The organism is Streptomyces sp. Edi4 (assembly GCF_040253615.1).
GTDB lineage: Bacteria > Actinomycetota > Actinomycetes > Streptomycetales > Streptomycetaceae > Streptomyces.
This window is the reverse complement of record NZ_JBEJGY010000004.1, coordinates 747,409-766,205: the sequence shown is the minus strand read 5'-3', so window position 1 is coordinate 766,205 and position 18,797 is coordinate 747,409. Positions and strand designations below refer to the sequence as shown.

Here is an 18,797-nt window from a genome sequence, read left to right as displayed (position 1 = left end):
ACGCGATCACCCGCCCGGGCAACCGCCGGGCCCGGACCGCCACCGGGGCCGGGCCCCTCATCCCGCCGCGATCCGCTCGTCCTTCGCGGGCGCCGGCGCCGTCCTTCGGCGGCGGTCGATCAGCGACAGGAGCGGGCCGGTCATCGAGGTCGTCACGACCGCCGTCACAAGGAGCGCCAGATACAGGCCCGAGGTGAGCACCCCCGCGCTGTAGCCGACCTGAAGCAGGACGATCTCGGTCAGGCCCCGGGTGTTGAGCATGACGCCGACACGAAGTGCCTCGGCGCGCTCCTCACCGCCCAGGCGGCCCGACACATAACCGCCGCCGATCTTGGAGAGCACCGCGAGCGCCGTCGCCACCAGCGCGAGCAGCCACGGTATGCCGCCCGAAGCCCTCCATATCGTCAGCCCGGTGGCGATGAAGAAGACCGGCACCAGCCACAGGCCGAGCGTGGAGACCCGGCGCACCGGCGCGTCCCAGTGCGGCGAGGTGGGCGGGATCATCAGCCCGACCACGAACGCCCCGAAGATCGCGGTGAGCCCTTCGGACTCCGCCACGTCCGCCGCCTGGAGCACCCCCGCGCCGAGGACGACCGCCACCACCCAGGGCCACCGCGCACACAGCCGCTCGGCCCGGGCCGACTTCAGCAGTCGCCGGCCCCAGGTGGCCGCGAGCGTCCCGGCCACCAGGACCACCACCGCGCTCACCACACCGCCCGAGCCGGGCGTGGCGACGGCGACCACCACGGCGAGCAGCAGCCAGGCGACGGCGTCCACGAGCGCGGCCGACGTGAGCGAGAGCCGCCCGGCGCGCGTGGTGGTCAGGTTCCGGTCGGCGAGGATCCGGGCGAGCACCGGCACCGCGGAGACCGCGAGGGAGATCGCGATGAGCAGCACGAAGGCCCCGGCGGGCGCGGCGCCGCGCAACGAGGGCGGCCCGTAGCGGACGAGCCAGCCGCCGAGTGCCGCGCCCGCCACGAGTGAGGGCACCAGGGTGCCGAGCACCGTCCAGCCGATGGCCCGGTCCCGCAACCGGGCCGCGTCCAGGCGCAGTTCGTGGGCCACGCCCACGAGGAACAGCACAAGACCGGCGTGGCCGAGGTCGCGCAGCGGCGCCAGCACGTCGTCCGGCAACAGAAGGGACCGCGCGCCCGGCCCGGCCAGGCCGAGGATCGCGGGACCGAGCAGCATGCCGAAGGCGATCTCGCCGACGACACCGGGCTGCTCGATCCGGCGGGCGAGGCCGCGCCCCAGGAACCCCACGGCCAGGAAGACCCCGAGCGCGGCGGTCGCGTGCGCGGCCACGGCGGGCGTCACCGGGGCGGCGCTTGCTCGTCCGCTTCGCGCGCCGTGAGGAAGCCGACGACCCGGCCCACCACGGCCTCGTCGCGCAGCACCTTGGTGTGGCCGAGGTCTCGCACCCTCATCAGCTCCGCCCGGCCCCATGCCGCCACCAGCGCCTCGCTGTCGGTGATCGGCGACTCCGGATCGTTCTCGTCGTGGACCACGAGCAGGCCGCTGGTGAACTCCCGTGCCGCCAGCGCCGGTTCGATGGCCTCGAAGGAGACACCCAGCCAGTCCTCGGCGCGCGAACGGACCAGCCCGATGGCCTCGGGCGTCACCCGCATCACCTCTCCCGAGCGGCGCCACAGACTGGTGTAGCTGCTGACGGGGTTCACGAACACCGCCTGCTCCAGCGCGACGCCGCGTGACATGGCGTACGTCGTGGCGGCGGCGCCCATCGAGTGGGCGACGACGGCGTGGAAGGGGCCGAACCGCTCATGGGCCGCCTCGACGGCCCGCGCGAAATGGATGACCGAGGACTCCGTCCCCTCCGACTCGCCGTGGCCGGGCAGATCGGCCACGACCACCGCGCAGCCCGCCCGGGCCAGCGCGTCCGCGAGCACCGTCAGATGTCCTGCGTTGCCGGCCCAGCCGTGGACCAGCAGGATCCGCCGCTCGCCCTCGCCCCAGAGGTAGTGGACCACCTTGTCGCCGTCGACGACCTCGATCTCCTTGGCGGCCTGTTCCAGGATCGGCCGGGTGGCGTTCGGAGGCTGCGTCCGCATCGGCGTGAAGGCCAGCCGGCGCAGCTTCTCCGTGGTGTCGGTGTCCATTGGATCGCCCCTTACTTTCTTTCTCCGGATGCTTGCGCCAAGACTCGTGCCGCGAGCCGGATGCGCGTCAAGACGGTGTCGCTCACAAGAGCGGCCCCTCAGGGCCCAGTCGCGTCCAGGCTCCGCAGATACGCGCGGACGGTCTCGCGGAGCTCGGGGGCCTCCATGATGTCGAAGTGGCCGGCCCCTTCGAGGAGTTCGAGGGTGGAAGTCGGCCAGTGCGCGTGCAGCCGGTGCGCGTGGTCCGGCGGCACGTAGTCGTCGGCCGTGCCGTGCACGACGAGCCCGGGCACGTCGAGCGTCCGGGCCGCTTCGAGGGCCGAGTACTCCTGCCACACCGCCGGGCCGAGCCGCCGCTCGATCTCTCCGGTCAGTTCCCGGCTCCGGTCGTCGTCGAGGCCGTTCATCTCGGCGAACTTCTCGACCAGGAACCGGGTGGTGACCGGGGCGGAGACCGACACCAGGGCCCGGGCGCCCGTGCCGGCCTGCCACGCCGTCAGGGCCCACAGGCCTCCCAGGGAGTGACAGACCACCGCGTGCAGACCGGACAGCTGGGCGTACAGGGCGCGCAGCAAGGACCGTATCTCGGCTGGATCGCCCGTGGTGCCGAGTGTTTCGCCGTGCGGCGGCACGTCGAGGAGCACCACGCGGTAGCCCTGCGCGAGGAGGTCGTCGGCGAGGGTCACCATGCTGCCCAGATTGGTGTTCAGGCCGTGGACGAGCAGCACGGCAGGGCCGCTGCCGCTCTGGAAGTACTTGTAGAACCGGCCGCCCACCTTGATGGTGCGCGAACGGCACCGGCCGAGGAACGCCTTCGCGAACGGGTCGTGGGGCAGCTTCACGACCGCGTAAAAGCGCTCCATGAGGTCGTCCACGGATTCGGTCGTGCTCACGGCGCGTTCCTCGATCGGTGTCGGTGGGGAATGTGGTGGGGGACGTCGGTGGGGGATGTGGGAAACGCCTCTCGCGGGCGTTCTCGCTCAGGCGCCGGGCTGTTCGCTCAGCGCGGCCAGGCACCGCCTCGCACGCTCCGGCAGGACGTACTCGCCCTCCTTGGCGATGCGCTCGTACAGGGCCTCGACCCGCTCGTAGTGGGCGTCGAGGTTCTGGTCGAGGAGGTGGTAGTCGGACTTGTTGTAGATGCCGAACTGGAGGTCGGTCATCAGGCCGAACGGATCGAGATCCGAGGCGTGCCGCGACCCGCCGAAGACCAGACGCAGGAATTCGTCGACGCTCTCGTAGCCGAGCGTGGCGAGAAGGAAGTCGATGGAGGCCCACTTGCGCCGGATCTGATGGGCGCGCTCATCGGGATCGACGATGAAGTCGAGACCGCTGGTCATGCCCTTGGGGTAGTGCACCTTGTTGAAACAGCGCAGGTCGATGGTGAGCCGGTCCTTGGTGGTCCGTGGCAGTGTGCTGTCCGCGTGCGCCCGGTAGTTGTCGAAGACCAGGGCGTCGCCCACCCGGCTGTCGCAGTAGTAGCCGGGCGAGGGCGTGTCGGCGTACGTCTTGGCCCAGTACATCGCCATGAGGAAGTCCCGCACCGAGGGCAGGTCGAGCTCGGAGAGCTTGCCTTCGAGGAACAGATAGAGGGCCTTGTCGACGGCTTCCTTCTCCTCGCCCTCCAGACCGGCTTCCAGCATCCGCTCGTAGACGTAGGGCAGGTTGGGTGCCTCCAGCTCCGCCTCCTCGAAGATCACGAAGGGCTGCCGGCTGAGCGGGGTGGGGGTCAGCGCGGTGTGGAAGCTGCGGTACTCGGTGGGGAAGCCGAGCTGCTTCTTCACCAAGGACGGGATCTGAAGGGCGATCGAGCTGGCCGCGTGGGTACCGTACGGCCGCTTCTCGGCCGGCACGATGAAGGCGTTCACCACCGCCGTCTCGACCTCGGGGAAGTGCTCGTGGACGATGTCCTGGTTCAGGTCGTAGAACCGCTTCGCCGACGGCACGAACAGGACGCAGTTCTCGAACATGGTGGAGACGGGGAAGTAGCTGCCGATCGAGGCGGCGGCGAAGCTCTCCTGGATCACCGCCTGACAGCGCAGTTGGCGTGCCAGGTTCTCCGCGAGGTCGTCGTCCAGGTTCATCGCGACGACATGCGTGGGGTGCGGCTCGGGTTCGAAGCAGCTCGTGTTCAGCGTCCGGTGCGGCGGCAGCCTGAGCTCCAACTCCCCCTTGTCCACCTGGTACTTGTCCAGGACGGGGGACAGCTGCTCGGCGTGCGTCGCGGCCGAGGAGTGCAGGAAGGTGCCGGTCTTCTGGTAGGTGCCGGTGACGGTGGCGTCGTCGTCCGCCGTCGTACCCGGCGCTTGGGTCGCCTCGCTCATGACGTCTGGTTCTCCGCTCGGTCCGAAGTGGTGATGCGCTGGACATAGGTGCGGACGAAGTCCTCGTCGACCTGCGGGGACGGGTAGTCGTGCGCCCCGAACACGTCACCGCCCACGGGCAGCGCCGCGAACATGTCCGCGAGACCCCGCTCGGTGAGGCCGTCCACCAGGGCCGCGATGCGGGCGAGCGGGCTCGCCGGGTGCTCCGCGGCGAACGCCAGCGCCGCACGGCGCCAGGCGTCGAAGGGCACGATCTTCGCCCCGCCGCCGGCGGCCGCGACCATCTCGAAGAAGCGGTCGAAGGCCGGAGCGCCCGAGTTGACGAAGTCGTAGTCCCGGCCGATGCGCGCCAGGTCGTCGGTCATCGCCCGCGCGATGGTCCGGCACAGGTAGTCGACCGGCAGCACCGCCGTGAGGTCGGCGTCAAGGGACGGGAAGCTGCCCAGCTCCAGACCGCCGGTGATCAGGTTGTGCAGGAAGTCGCCCCGGTCGAGCCGGAAGTGCCCGGTGCCGGTCGAGGCGGCCACGAACGGCAGCCTGTAGGTGGACGCCTTCGCGCCCCGCCAGCGGGCCGCCGCCACCATCTGCTCCGCCTGCCACTTGGACGTCAGATAACCGAACTCCCGGTCGTCCTCGGTGACTTCGTATCCGAGGTACTTGGGCAGCGTGGCGAAGGTCGAGACGAAGTGGAACGCCTTGCCGCGACCGCGCGAGGCGAGCCGCAGCGCCTCGTGCGTGCCGACGACGTTGGGGCCGACGTAGTCGTCGAGCGGCCGCATCCAGTCCACCAGGGCGCCACAGTGGCAGACCGCGTCCACCTGGTCGGCCAGGTCGTCGAAGTCCTCCTCGTCCAGGCCGAACAGCGGCCGGGCGAGGTCGCCCACCACCGGGTTGAGCAGCGGCGCGAACTCCTGCCTCCACAGGCCGTACGCGTCCAGTGCGCCGACCAGGCGGTCCATGCCCCGGCGGGCGTCGTCCGCCCGCACCAGGCAGTAGGCGACCACGTCGGACGCCAGCAGTTCGTGCAGCAGCCAGGCCCCGACGAACCCGGTGGCGCCGGTGACGAACACCGCCTCGGGACGGACCGGCGCCGAGCCGGCGTTGTCGAAGCGCAGATCGGGGTGGAGGCAGCCCTTGCGGGCCGTGGAGAGGTCGACGGCCTCGGGCGAGGGGTCGGCGGCCGCGTCGGCCGGTGTCTCCACGCCGGACGCGGGCGCCGTGTCGAGGCCCGCCTCCAGCAGCTTGCGCAGCAGGAAATCGCCCAGCGAGATGAGGTTGGGGTGGTCGAAGGCGATCTTCGCGGGCAGGGCGAGTCCGGTCAGGTCCGCGAGCTGGTTGCGCATCAGGACCGCGGTCAGCGAGTCGATGCCGATGTCCTGGAGCGACACGCTGACATCGACGGCGTCGGGCGAGGCGAAGCCCAGCGTCTTGGCCACCTCCGCGCGCACCACGCCGAGCACCACGTCCGCGTACTCATCGGGCGTGGCCTCGCTCAACAGCTTGCGCAGATCAGCCGTGCCGCCGGCCCCCGAGCGCGGGCCGGAGCCCGCGCTGAGCAGGGCGCGGAAGAGCGGGGGTATGCCGCCCCGGCTCTCGTAGTAGTGCTGGACACGGTTCAGGTCGAGCGCGGCGGACATGGTCAGTGCGCGACCGCTCCTGACGGCGAGCTCGAAGAGCTCAAGTCCCTCGTCCGGGGCGAGCCGATCGAGGCCGAGCTGGGCGAAGCGGGCCCGGTCGAACTCACTGAGCCCCGCCGCCATGCCCTCGCCCTCCCAGGGACCGAAGGCCACCGAGGTGGCGGGCAGACCCTTGGCCCGGCGCAGGTGGGCCAGCGCGTCGAGGAAGGCGTTGGCGGCGGCGTAGTTGCCCTGGCCCGGTGCTCCCATGACGCTCGCGATGGAGGAGAACATCATGAAGAGGTCCAGCTCCCTGTCCTGCGTCAGCTCGTGCAGGTGCCAGAGGCCGTCCACCTTGGGCCTGAAGACCGCGTCGAAGCGCTCCGGCGTCAGATCGCTCAGCGCGCCGTCGTCCAGCACACCGGCCGCGTGGACCACACCGCGCAGCGGACGCCCCTCGCCGAACAGGTCCATCACCGCGGCGACGTCGTCGCGGTCGGCCGCGTCACAGGCCAGCACGGTGGCACGGGCGCCCAGCTCGGCGAGCTCCGCCACCAGGGCCGGCGCCCCGGGGCCCTCCATCCCGCGACGGGAGGTCAGCACCAGATCGCGTACGCCGTGTGTGCTCGCGAGCCACTTGGCCACGCGCCGGCCGAGGTCGCCCGCGCCGCCCGACACGAGCACCGCGCCGTCCGTCCTGACGAACTGCCGTCGCCGCGCCGGGACAAGCACCACCTTGCCCACGTGCCGCGCCTGGGCGATGAAGCGCAGGCCGTCGGAGGTGTGCGTCATGGGGAAGGCGCGCAGCGGCAGCGGCGCCAGCTTGCCCCGCGTGAAGAGCTCGGCGATCGACACCAGCATCCGCTGGATGAGGTCGGGGCCTGCCTCGGGCAGGTTGTAGACGGTGTACGTCACGCCGGGGTGGCTCCGGTCGATCGCGTCCTGCTCCCGCACATCGATCTTGCCCATCTCCAGGAACCGGCCGCCGCTGTCCAGCAGGCCAAGGCTCGCGTCGATGAACTCCGTGGCCAGCGAGTTCAGCACCACGTCGAAGGTGCCACGACGTCCGTGGTCGCCCGAGCCCCCGAAGTGCTCGACGAAGCCCAGGTCGCGCGAGGACGCCAAGTGGGCGTCGTCCAGGCCGAGTTCGCGCAGCGCGCCCCACTTGGGCTCGCTCGCGGTGCCGTAGACCTCCGCGCCGTGCAGCCGCGCCAGCTGCACCGCCGCCATGCCGACACCACCGGCGGCGGCATGGATCAGGACCCGCTCGCCCGCCCGCAGCCCGCCCAGCTCGTGCAGACCGTACCAGGCTGTGAGGAAGGTCATCGGAATGGTGGCGGCCTCCTCGAACGTGAGGTGCTCGGGCATCCGCACCACTTGCCGCGCGTCCGTTGTCACCTCGGAGGCGAAGGAGCCCCGGGCCAGGCCGAGGACGGCGTCCCCCACCTTCACCTGGTCGACGCTGGCGCCGACTTCGGTGACCACGCCGGCGAACTCCAGGCCGAACGCGGGGATCTCCACCATTCCGAGGGCGTTGAGCACATCGAGGAAGTTCACTCCGCTCGCCCGCACCTCGGCACGGATCTCACCCGGCGCGAGGGCCCGCTCCGGCAGCGGCTTGACCTTCAGCGGTTCGTCGAGGCGGCCCTTCGCGGCGATCTCCAGCTGCCAGCGCCCCTCCGCCGGCAGTTCCAAGTCCTGGGCGGAGCCCACCCGCAGCAGCTGCGGCACCAGCACCTCGCCGCGGCGCAGCGCGCACTCCGGCTCGCTCTCCAGCATCAGCGCGGCCGGCAGCGCCGCGCGGTCGGCGTCGTCCGCTCCCAGGTCGATCAGGCGCAGGCCCAGCTCGGGGTGTTCATTGCGGGCGGTGCGCATCAGGCCCCACAGCGGGCCCGCGCCGAGCCCCGAGACCATGTCGTCGGCGCCGGTGCCGACCGCGCGGCGGGTCACCCACACCAGCGGGGCCCGGAACCCGGTGTCCACCGCTTCCTGAAGCTGGGTGAGTCCCCTGGCCGCGAACGCGTGGGCCTGGGCGGGCACATCGGCGTCGGAGTCCCACAGACAGATCAGGCCGTCCAGGTCCTCGGCGTCCGCGAGCTCCCGCACCTTGATCACCTGGATGCCGGCCCGGGCCAGGAAGGACCTGGCCTCGCGAGCCCACGGCACCTCACCCGCCGGGGTCAGCAAGCCCCAGGACCCGCCCAGTTCGACCCTCGATGTGTCCACGGGGCGCCAGCCGACGTCGAACTGGAACCGGTCCACGCCGGCCGCCGCCAGCCGGCGCAGCACCGCACGGTCCACCCTGCGGGCGTGCAGCCGGTGCAGCCGGCCGACGTGGGAGCCCTCACGGTCGTAGATGTCGAGCGAAGCCCAGAACTCGCCCTCGCCGAGCTCGAATTCGGCGACGTGGACCCAGATCTCCGACAGGCCCTTCACGCGCAGCGACAGACGCTCGGCCTCGAACGGCACGAAGAGATCGTCACCGGTACGGTTCTGCAACCGCTGGGTCAGCAGCAGCGAGTGCATCGCCGAGTCGAGCAGGGCCGGGTGCAGGACGTAGCCGCCGGCGGACTGCTCGGCGTCCTGGGGCAGCGCGGCCCTCGCCCACACCTCCCCGCCCACGTGCCAGGCCTCCTTGACGCCCTGGAAGGTCGGCCCGTAGCCGTAGCCGAGCGCGTCCAGGTCGCGGTAGAGGTCGGAGGCGTCCAACGGCTCGGCGCCGAGTGGGGGAACCGTCACCGAAGCTCCGGCGCCGCCCTCGCGCGCGGGCGACACGCGGCCCTCGGCGTGCAGCCGCCAGGCACCGTCCTCGCCCTCCGGAGCGCTGTGGACCTGGACGGTGCGACTCTCGCCGGCCTTCGGGCCCACCGTGACCTGGAGCCGCGCCGAAACCCCGGGGGCCAGCACGAGCGGTGAGGCGATGACCACGTCCGCCAGGTCCCACTCGCCCTCGTGCGCGGCGTCCCCCGCCGCCCGCATGGCCTCGAAGAACGCCGTGCCCGGCATCAGGACGGCGTCCATCACCCGGTGCTCGCGCACCCACACCGGCCGGTCCGTCGCCACCACGTTGGTGAACAGCGAAAGCTCGGTGCCGGCGATCTCCACCCCGCCGCCGAGCAGCGCGTGCCCGGTGGGGTTGAGCCCGGCACCGGTCTGGTGCGTCACCGGCGGCTCGAACCAGAACCGCTCCCGCTGGAAGGCGTAGGTGGGCAGCGCGACCCGGCCGCCGCCGAACGGCGCGAAGTAGCCGTCCCAGTCCACCGTCACGCCCCGTACGTGCAGCGCGGCCACGGCTCGCTGGATCACCGTCGCGCCGTTCTTGCCCGGCGTGCACGAGGGCACCCACGTCACCGGTCCCTCATCGGCCAGGCAGGTCGCGCCGAGACCGGACAGGACGGCCTGGGGGCCGAGTTCGAGGAAGGTGTTGGCGCCCTCGCGGCGCAGCAGGCGCATGCCGTCGCTGAAGCGGACGGCTCCGCGTACCTGGCGCACCCAGTAGTCGGCCCGCTCCATCTCGCCCGGCGCGGCGAGCTCACCGGTGAGACTGCTGACGAGCGGGATCTCGGCGGGCCCGAACCGTACACCGCGCGCCACGTCACGGAAGGCGTCGAGCATGGCGTCCATGTGGTGCGAATGGAAGGCGTGGGACACCGTGAGGCGCTTGGCCCTGCGGCCCCGCCCGGTGAAGTGCGCGGTGATCGCCTCGACGGCGTCGGTGTCACCGGAAAGCACGGTCTGCGTGGGCGTGTTGAGCCCCGCAACGTCCAGTTTGCCGCGCAGGCCGACTACGTCGATGGCGGCCTGCGCCTCCTCGGCTGCGCACTCGATGGACACCATGGCGCCGCGCGCGGGCAGCGCCCTCATGAGACGGCCACGGGCCTCGACCAGACGGCAGGCGTCGTCCAGATCGAACACCCCCGCCCCATGGGCGGCTGCGAACTCGCCGATGCTGTGCCCGAGCAGCAGCTCCGGGCGCACCCCCCAGCTCTCCCACAGCCGCCACAGCGCCACCTGAAGGGCGAACAGGGCGGGCTGGGTGAAGTCGGTGCGGTGCAGCAGCGCCTCCTCCTCGCTGCCCGGGGCGGCCCACATCACGTCCAGAAGGGGGCGGTCCAGGCCGGTGAAGCGGGCGGCGATCTCGTCAAGAGCCGCACGGAAGACGGGGTGGACGTCGTAGATGTCCTTGCCCATCCCCGCGACCTGGCTGCCCTGCCCGGTGAAGAGCAGGGCGAGCCGGGGCTCCTCCGCATGGTTCTCGGTGCGCACGGAGTCCGCCGGAAGCTCTCCGGTGCGGGCGAACGAGGCCAGCTTGTCCAGCAGTTCGGCCTTGTCCTTGGCCGGGAGCACCAGACGGCGGCGGAAGTGGCTGCGGGTGGTCGCCAGGGACCTGGCCACGTCACCGAGGCGGTCCTGGATGTTCATGCCCAGGTGCAGATGCAGGTTCTCCACCTGCTGGCGCAGGGCGGCGTCGCTGTGCCCGGAGATCACGAACGGCACGGTGGGCGGCAGCGGCGCGGGCGCGGCGTGCTCGATGGGCCGCCCCACCGCACGCGGCGGCTCCTCGACGATCACATGGGCGTTGGTACCGCCGATGCCGAACGAGCTGACGCCCGCGCGGCGCGGCGTGTCCTTGACCGGCCAGGGCCGCTGCTCCTGGACCAGCGCCATGCCGGCGCCCCGCCAGTCCACGGCCGGGGTCGGCTCGGCGACGTGCAGCGTCCGGGGGAGCGTGTTGTGGCGCATGGCCAGGACGACCTTCATCACACCGGCCAGTCCGGCGGCCGCCTGGGTGTGGCCGAGGTTGGACTTGGCCGAACCCACCCACAGCGGTTTGTCCGGTGAATGGCTCGCGCCGAACACCTCGGCGAGCGCGGTCCCCTCGATGGGGTCGCCCAGCTTGGTGCCGGTGCCGTGCGCCTCCAGGTAGTCGATGTCGTCCGGCTGGAGCCCGGACGCGGCAAGTGCCGCGCGGATGACGCGCTGCTGGGCGGGGCCGCTGGGCGTGGTCAGGCTCGCGGCGTGGCCGTCGTGGTTGACGGCGGTGCCGCGCAGCACGGCCAGGATCGGGTCGCCGTCGCGCTGGGCGTCGGAGAGCCGTTTGAGGACGACCGCGGCCGAGCCCTCGCTCCAGCCGGTGCCGTCGGTGTCGGAGGAGAACGAACGGCAGCGGCCGTCCGCCGACATGCCGCGCAACCGGCTGAACTCGACGTGCAGTTCGGGCGTGAGCATCAGGCTCACCCCGGCCGACACCGCGAGGTCGCACTCGTTGTTGCGCAGCGCGTTGCAGGCCAGATGGGTGGTGACGAGCGAGGAGGAGCAGGCCGTGTCCAGGGTGAGCGTGGGGCCTTCGAGGCCGAACACGTACGACACCCGGCCGGACATGGTGCCGCCGGCCGAGCCGGGTCCCACATAGCCGTCGAGGTCGGTGAGGGTGCCGGCCATGGTGAGCCCGTACTCGTGGTACGCCGAGCTCTTGCCGACGCCGATGAACGCGCCCGTCTGGCTGCCGCGCAGCTGGTCCAGGGTGTACCCGGCCCGCTCGAACGCCTCCCAGGTGGTTTCCAGGACCATGCGCTGCATGGGTTCGAGGGAGCGTGCCTCGCGCGGCGATATGCCGAAGAAGGGGGCGTCGAACAGGTCGATGGGCCGCCCCACGAATCCGCCCCGGCTGCAGTACGAGGTGCCGGGCACCTCGGGGTCGGGGTTGTACAGGGCCTCGGCGTCCCAGCGGTCCTTGGGGACATCGACGATCCCGTCGCCGCCGCGCTCCAGCAACTCCCAGTATTCCTCGGGGGTGTTGGCGTCTCCGGGCAGCCGGCAGGCCATGCCGATGACGGCGATGGGCTCGTCCTGGGCGGCGCGCCCGCGGTCGGGCACGATCTCGCGGCTCGTCTTCGTGCCGCCGGCCAGATAGGCGGCCAGGGACTTCACGGTGAAGTGCTCGAAGAGCTTGGCGCCGAAGACCGGGCGCCCAAGGAGCTCTTCGAGGCGCGTCTGGACGCGGACGACCCGCAGCGAGTTGCCGCCGATCTCGAAGAAGTTCTGGTTGACGCCGATCCGGTCGTGGCCGAGCACGTCCGCCCAGATGGCCATGATGTCCCGCTCAAGCTCGGTGGCGGGCCTGGCGGCGGCCTCGACCTCCACCACCGGGTCCGGCAGGGCCCGCTCGTCCACCTTGCCGTTCGGGGTCAGCGGAAGCTCGTCCAGCTCCACGATGAACGCGGGCACCATGTACTCCGGCAGCCGCTCGGCGAGCCAGGGGCGCAGCACGCGGTGCAGCGGCGTCCTGACGGGTTCGCCGACGGCGGGCGTATTGGCGTACGCGGCGGGGTCGGGGGAGGCGGAGCCGGTTGTGGCGGGGCGCGGGCTGAGGTCGGGGGTCTGGCCCGGCCGCCAGAACAGGGCGTCGCAGCGCCAGATGTCACCGGCGCGGCCGGGCAGCAGCGCCATTTCGAGGCCCGCCTCATGAGCCAGGTCGGCCAGAGCGGCGGGGTCGGCCCAGGACGTGGGCGCCGGGCTGCTCGTCCCCCTGATCTCCAGGACGGGCGCGACCCGGCCGCACACCTCGCTCAGCCGGCCGTTGGGAACGCCCTGGAGCCGCAGCGGCCGGTCGGTGACCGCGCCCAGCTCGGCGCGGAGCGCGGCCGCCTCGAAGCCGTCGGCCCCCCAGTCCTGCTCCGTCGCGGGCGTGACGGCCGGGACGTCGTCGCCGATGTGCAGGGTGACGTCGTAGCGGTACCGCGTCATCTCGTTGACGTAGCGGCCCTCGCGCAGGGTGATGTCGACGCGGGTGATCGCCGGGAACAGCTGGGGCAGGTGCGCGAAGTAGTCGCGGCTGAGCACCAGTTCGCGCTCCGCGCGCATCCCGCGTTCGGTACGGCGGGCCAGTTCCCCGGCCGGGATCTCCTCGGCGTCCCCGTCCGCGTGGAAGTGCGCCACGTCGGCGTGGAAGACGTCCAGGAGCGACAGGTCGCGTACGTCACCGAGGAAGACCCGGCCCCGGGCGACCGCCTTGGTCGCCCAGGCGAGGACCGAGGTCAGGTAGTCGACGTCGGGGAAGTACTGCGCCACCGAGTTGATGATCACGGTGTCGAAGGCGCCGTCGGCGACGTCGGGCAGCGCGTGGGCGGCGGCCCGTTCGCACGTCACGTGCGGAAGGGAGGCCAGGTGCCGCCGGGTCATCTCGACGGCCGCCGCGGAGGTGTCCACGGCGTGGTAGGTGCGGCAGTGCGGCGCCAGGCCGAACAGCATCAGGCCGCTGCCGGAACCGATCTCGAAGACGTTCTCGGGCGCGTGCGCGAGGACGCGCCGCACCGAGGCGCGCTGCCAGTCGCGCATCTCACCGTTCGAGAAGGGCAGGCCGTCGTAACTGTTGCGCCAGCCCGCCAGGTTGAAGGTGGCGTCGGCGGGGACGGCATCCGGGCCGGGGGAGCCGGCGGGCATGGAGTCGGCGGGCGCGGCGTCGGCGCCCAACTCGTAGGCGCGGTCCCAGGCCGAGGCCCACTCGGCGAGCGCGGTGCTCTGGTCCGCCGGCGCGGGCGCCCCCTCGCCGGCCGGCGCCGCCTCGCGGACGCAGTAGGCGACCAGGTGCTCGTCGCGGCCCACCACCACGGCGCGCCGGACCTCCTCGTGGCGGGTGACGGCGGCCTCGACGTCGGCGAGCTCGATGCGGTGGCCGCGCAGCTTGACCTGGCGGTCGTTGCGTCCCAGCAGGACCAGCCGGCCGGGCTCCTCGAAGCGGGCCAGGTCGCCGGTGCGGTACAGGGTGCCGGGGTGGAAGGGGTTGTCCGCGAAGCGCAGCGCGGTCTGCTCCGGGTCACCCCGGTAGCCACGGGCCACGCCGGCGCCGCCGACGCACAGTTCGCCGGGGAATCCGAGCGGTACCGGCGCCAGGTTCTCGTCGAGGACGTAGACCTGGGTGCGGTCGATCGGGCCGCCGATGAGGACGGCCTCCTCCTCGGCGCGGTCCCGCACCCGCCAGAGGGTGGACCACACGGTGGTCTCGGTGGGTCCGTACATGTTCCACACCGCGACATCCGCTCCGGTGGCCAGGAGCCGGTCCGCGAGGTCGCGGGAGAGCGCGTCACCGCCGCAGAGGATCTTGTTCAGAGTGGAGGTGCCTCGCCACCCTCCCTCGAGGAGCAACTGCCAGGTGGCGGGGGTGCCTTGCATCATCGTGACCGCGTGACGCTCGAGCAGCCCGCTCAGTGCCTTGGCGTCCAGGGTCTCCCGGGCCTGCGCGATGACCGCCGTCGCGCCGCAGAGCAGGGGCAGGAACAGTTCGAGTACGGAGATGTCGAACGACACGGTGGTGACCGCGAGCAGCCGGTCGCCCGCGCCGCACCCGGGGCGTTCGCGCATGGCGGTGAGGAAGTTGCCCAGCGCCCCATGGGTGATCTCGACGCCCTTGGGGCGGCCCGTGGAGCCGGAGGTGTAGATGACGTACGCCAGGTCGTCGGCGCCCGCCTCCACGGCGAGGTCGCCCTCCGTGTCCGGTTCGCCGGCGCCGAGACCGACGCTCACGCAGCGGGTCTCCCAGGCGGCGAGGGCGGCGGGTGCGGCGGCGGGGGTGACGATGAGCTTCGGGTCGGCGTCCTCGATCATCTGGCGGACGCGCTCCGCCGGGAAACGGGGGTCGACGGGAACGTAGGCGGCGCCCGTCTTGACGACCGCGAGGAGGGCCACCACGAGGTCGATCGAGCGGTCGAGTGCCACCCCCACCAGGTCGCCGCCGCCCATGCCGCGGCCGGCCAGCGCGTGGGCAAGACGATTGGCGCGGGTGTTGAGCTCCGCGTAGGTCAGGCTTTCGTCTCCGCAGATCAGCGCGGTGTCCAGGGCATGGCCGCGCGCGGTCCGCTCGAAGAGCCGGTGCAGGCCGGGCGTGAAAGGCCCGGTGGCGGAGTCGGTGTCGTTGAACTCCTCGATGAGGAGCGCGCGTTCGTCCTCGGTGAGCAGACCGGCGGCGGCCGCGGGCTGCTCCGCCACGGCCGGGAGGCGGCCGCACCACGCGGCGAACTGCTCCCCGAGGCGGGCGACGTCACGGGCGGTGAGGCGGGCCGCGTCGTGGTGGAAGGTGACGAGCGCGCCCTGGGGTGATCCGTCGTGCCGGACGTGGAGTTCCAGCTTCGGCCGGGCGCTCGCGTCGCCGGCGTTCTGGGCGGCCTCCTCCCGGGGGCCCCAGGAGATGAGGACGTCCGGCGTGAGCGCGCCGCTGTGCCAGTGCTCACGCAGCGCGTCGTCCCGGCCGATGGCGTCGCGGCGGATCCACCCGCGCTCCTGGCCCCGGGTGAACTCCCCGGCCACCGCCCTCAGGTTCTCCGCCACCGTCCCATCGGCGTCGATGCGGCACAGCAGGGGAAGCCAGGCGGCGAACAGATCGCGGTGCGCGGCCTCGACGCTCTCACGGGGCGCCGTCATCGCGAGGGCGACCTCGGGCCGGCCGCTCGCCCGGCCGAGGAAGACGCCCAGCGCACCGGCCACCTGGGCGGCCGCTTCCAACTCGCCGGCTGCGCCGGCGTGTTGAGGCAGGGGGCAGCGTACGGCGACAGGCTCCGGACGCTCTCCGCTCCCGGCGGCTGCGGGGCGGGGCCGGGGGAAGGGCAGCCGGCAGGGGTGGTCGGCGGCCGCGAGCAGGCGCTCGCGCCAGCGCGCGGCGGCCTTGGAGGCGTCCACGCCCGCCTCGGTCAGTCGCGCGCCGGCCTCCTCACCGGGGGAGTCAAGGACGGTGCCGGGCCGGATCCCGTGGGCGGCCGCGACGGACCCGGCGGTGGCCTCCTCGCCCTCCAGGGTGACAAGCCGGGCCAGGGTGACGCTGCCCGCACCGGTCGCCACCCGCAGGCCCGACGCGTCGTCACAGGACAGGACCGTGCCGGGCGCTTCGGCGCCGGATGCGACACCGCCCTGGGTTCGCGCCTCCCGGACGGCATAGAAGTGCCCGCGGAGCCGGATCTTGGGCCACACCAGCGGACTCGCGAACGGTCCGTAGTCGGTGGCCCGGACCAGGCCGGCTACGCGCTCGGCCGGAAGACGCCAGTCGATCAGGCCCTCGGCGGCGAACTGGGTGTGCCGCGAGAAGTAGCGCCGTGCCGCGACGTTCTGCGCGGTCGCGCTCTCGCGGCCCTCCGCGATCTCGTCGATCAGCGGTGCCAGAGTGGCGACGGCCGCCTCGTCGCACTTCAGGCCGAGGGACAGCGCGGTGTCCTCGGCTTCGATCGTCACGGATCCGCGCGCCAGCACCTCGCCGCCGTCGACCACGGCGCCCATCCGGTGCCAGGTGATGCCGTACTCGCGCGCGCCCTCGGCGATGGCCCAGGAGGGGGTGTGCAGACCGGAGTACTCGGGGAGCGGGCCGTAGTGGTAGTTGACGGCGGCGCGGGTGGCGCAGCCCAGGAGCACGTCGGGCACCACCGCGTAGTTGCCGACGCTCAGCAGGAGATCGCAGGACAGCTCCGGTGCGCGGGAGACGGCCTCGGCCAGTTCGTAAGGGGCGATGCCCGCCTTGACCGCCCAGGACCGCGCGGTCGCGTCGCTGGTCACCACGGCCGTGATCCGGTGCCCCTTGGCCAGGAGTACGTCGCCGCAGCGGGTGAGCACACTCCCGCTGCCGATCAGGACGGAACTGAAAGAACTCAAAGCCATGTCTCCCCCGTGATGTCCCGCGGCGCGTGCGCGCCGCCCGTCCCGGGGCAGGGGGCAACGGCGCCCGGAACAGCCCCTGTTCAGGGCCTCCAGGTGCCGGATTCAAGCGAGCGCACGAGGTCGGTCCCCCCGTGCACCCGTGCCGATCCCCCCGAGATCGAGCGGCGTCCGCCTCACGAGCAGTCGTATGCGTGTGAGTCGTCCGCGCTGTCAGGTATGTCAGTACGCCAATTGCTGAGTAGCCGAAATCGCGCTGGTGCTGTCGTACTCGAACGGTGTGGTGCCACGGAAACGTGCGGTGCGTGAGTGCGGGCGTGCGTCGGTGGAGGTGACGGCCCGCGTGTGCTGCTGTGTGCGGGGGCGGCGACGCCCCCGCCGTCGGTCCGGTCGTCCACCGGGCCCACCCATCATTGGCCTGCTGAGAGAGCCACCGCAAGGCATGGCGGGAAAGATCTTCGAGTGAATGCCGAGTGATGGTCGTCACATGCGGCAGTCACATGATTCGGCCCGTCCCCGACAAGGACGCGGGCACACTTGCTTCGGCTGCTGCGCCGCAACCAACCTCCCCACGCGCGGAGTTGGACCGCAGGCGAGTTCGACGTCGCACACGAACCGAGGGGACCGCAATGCCCGACGAGCCGGCTGAGCCCATACGCGCATCGCAGGAGGTCAGCCCCGCCCGCGTCCTGGCACTGTGCAGCGGCGCGAGCTTCATGGCCTTCCTCGACCTCTCGATCATCAGCATCGCCTTCCCCGACATCCTGGCCGACTTCCCGAGCACGTCGCTCAACACCATGACGTGGGTCCTCAGCGGCTATACGATCCTGCTCGCGGCCGTGCTCACGCCCGCCGGAAGGATCGCCGACAGCGTGGGCCGGCGCACCGTCTTCATCTGGTCCCTCGCCGCCTTCACCGCCGCCTCCCTCGTCTGCGCCGTGGCCCCGTCCATCTGGTGGCTCATCGCGGCGCGCGTCGTCCAGGGCGCGGCGGCCGGCGGCATGATCCCGGCCGCCCTCGGCCTGATCCTCGCCACGACGCCGCGCGAACGCATCGCCCGCGCCGTCGGCACCTGGTCGGCGGTGGCCGGCTTCTCCGCCGTCATCGGACCGGCCGCCGGCGGCCTGCTGCTGCGAGCATTCGGCTGGCGCTCGGTGTTCTACATCAACCTGCCGCTGTGCGGCGCGATGCTGATCGCCGCCGTGGTGATGCTGCCGAAGCAGCGCTGGCGCGGGACCGGCGACCGGCTGCCGGACGCGGTGGGCAGCGTCGCGCTCGCGCTCGGCATCGGCGGCGTGGTCAGCGCGCTCACCGAGGGGGACACCTGGGGCTGGACGGACGCCCGCACCATCGGGCTCGGCCTCGTCGGCCTCGCGCTGGTCGGCGTGACCGTGCTGCGCTCGCGCGCCCATCCGGCGCCGGCCCTGGAGATGTCGGTCTGGCGCAGCCCCGTCTTCCGCACCGCAAACCTCGGCCTCGGCCTGCTCAACATGACCATGTTCGCCTGGATGCTGGCCGCTCCGCTGTTCGCGGCCGACATCTGGCACTGGTCGGTCCTCACGACGGCCGGCGCCCTGAGCGTCGGGGCCGTCTCCTCGATGGCCGGCTCCCTGGCCGCCGGCCGGCTCAGCCGGCCCACGACCCAGGTGAAGGTGGCCGTGCTCGGCGCCCTGTCCTTCACCGGCAGCAACGCCATCTGGGCGTCGAGTCTCTTCGGCGCCACCCCCAACTTCCTGGGCGGCTGGCTCCCCGCGTCGATCCTGGGCGGTGGCGGTCTCGGCCTCGCCATCACCTGTCTGTCCTCGCTCGCGGCCGGGACGGTGCCGCCGGCCAAGTTCGCCGGCGGGCTCGGCATGACACTGACGGTGCGCCAGGTCGGCGGTTCGGTCGGCGTCGCCGGGTTCGCCTCGATCATGGCGTCGGGCTCGGCCCCCGGCGGAATCCCGTCCTTCCACCACGTCTACGACGCCGCGATGGCCGTGAACATCCTGTGCGCGGCGGTGGTGTGCACGATGCTCATCGTGCTCAGGCCGAAGCCCGCGCCTGCGGCCCCGGCCCCGGCCCCGGCCTCGCAGGACAGCGGGGCCACGCCCGCCCCGTAACCG

6 protein-coding genes are annotated in these 18,797 nt (G+C 72.3%); 1 reads left to right on the top strand and 5 read right to left on the bottom strand.

Going from position 1 to position 18,797, the window contains the following annotated elements:
• Positions 1–57 precede the first annotated feature (57 nt).
• The 5 genes from ABR738_RS05390 to ABR738_RS05370 all read right to left on the bottom strand — a co-directional run bounded on the left by ABR738_RS05390 (position 58) and on the right by ABR738_RS05370 (position 16,689).
• A complete protein-coding gene (locus tag ABR738_RS05390) occupies positions 58–1,317 on the bottom strand; it encodes a cation:proton antiporter (protein WP_350228812.1) in 1,260 nt (419 codons plus the stop codon).
• Entirely contained in the window at positions 1,314–2,117 is an 804-nt protein-coding gene (locus tag ABR738_RS05385; RefSeq protein ID WP_350228811.1) for an alpha/beta hydrolase, read from the bottom strand. The genes ABR738_RS05390 and ABR738_RS05385 overlap by 4 nt, the downstream gene beginning before the upstream one ends.
• A gap of 98 nt (positions 2,118–2,215) precedes the next feature.
• Entirely contained in the window at positions 2,216–3,010 is a 795-nt protein-coding gene (locus ABR738_RS05380) for an alpha/beta fold hydrolase (RefSeq protein ID WP_350228810.1), read from the bottom strand.
• A gap of 87 nt (positions 3,011–3,097) precedes the next feature.
• Entirely contained in the window at positions 3,098–4,441 is a 1,344-nt protein-coding gene (locus ABR738_RS05375; protein WP_350228809.1) for a hypothetical protein, read from the bottom strand.
• Positions 4,438–16,689 carry an amino acid adenylation domain-containing protein gene (locus ABR738_RS05370; RefSeq protein WP_350228808.1) on the bottom strand — a complete coding sequence of 4,084 codons (12,252 nt, stop codon included), beginning with the start codon at positions 16,687–16,689 and terminating at the stop codon, positions 4,438–4,440. Before ABR738_RS05370 ends, ABR738_RS05375 begins: the two co-directional genes overlap by 4 nt.
• A 632-nt stretch (positions 16,690–17,321) precedes the next feature.
• On the opposite strand from ABR738_RS05370, the gene ABR738_RS05365 reads away from it, so the two are divergent.
• The gene (locus ABR738_RS05365) at positions 17,322–18,794 is read left to right on the top strand and encodes an MFS transporter (protein WP_350228807.1); all 1,473 of its coding nucleotides are present in this window, start codon (positions 17,322–17,324) and stop codon (positions 18,792–18,794) included.
• Positions 18,795–18,797 lie beyond the last annotated feature (3 nt).

Excerpts from the sequence above, each read along its gene's own strand:
- ABR738_RS05365 (WP_350228807.1), top strand. The coding sequence starts at position 17,322 with ATGCCCGACGAGCCGGCTGAGCCCATACGCGCATCGCAGGAGGTCAGC.
- ABR738_RS05375 (WP_350228809.1), bottom strand. The coding sequence starts at position 4,441 with ATGAGCGAGGCGACCCAAGCGCCGGGTACGACGGCGGACGACGACGCC.
- ABR738_RS05385 (WP_350228811.1), bottom strand. The coding sequence starts at position 2,117 with ATGGACACCGACACCACGGAGAAGCTGCGCCGGCTGGCCTTCACGCCG.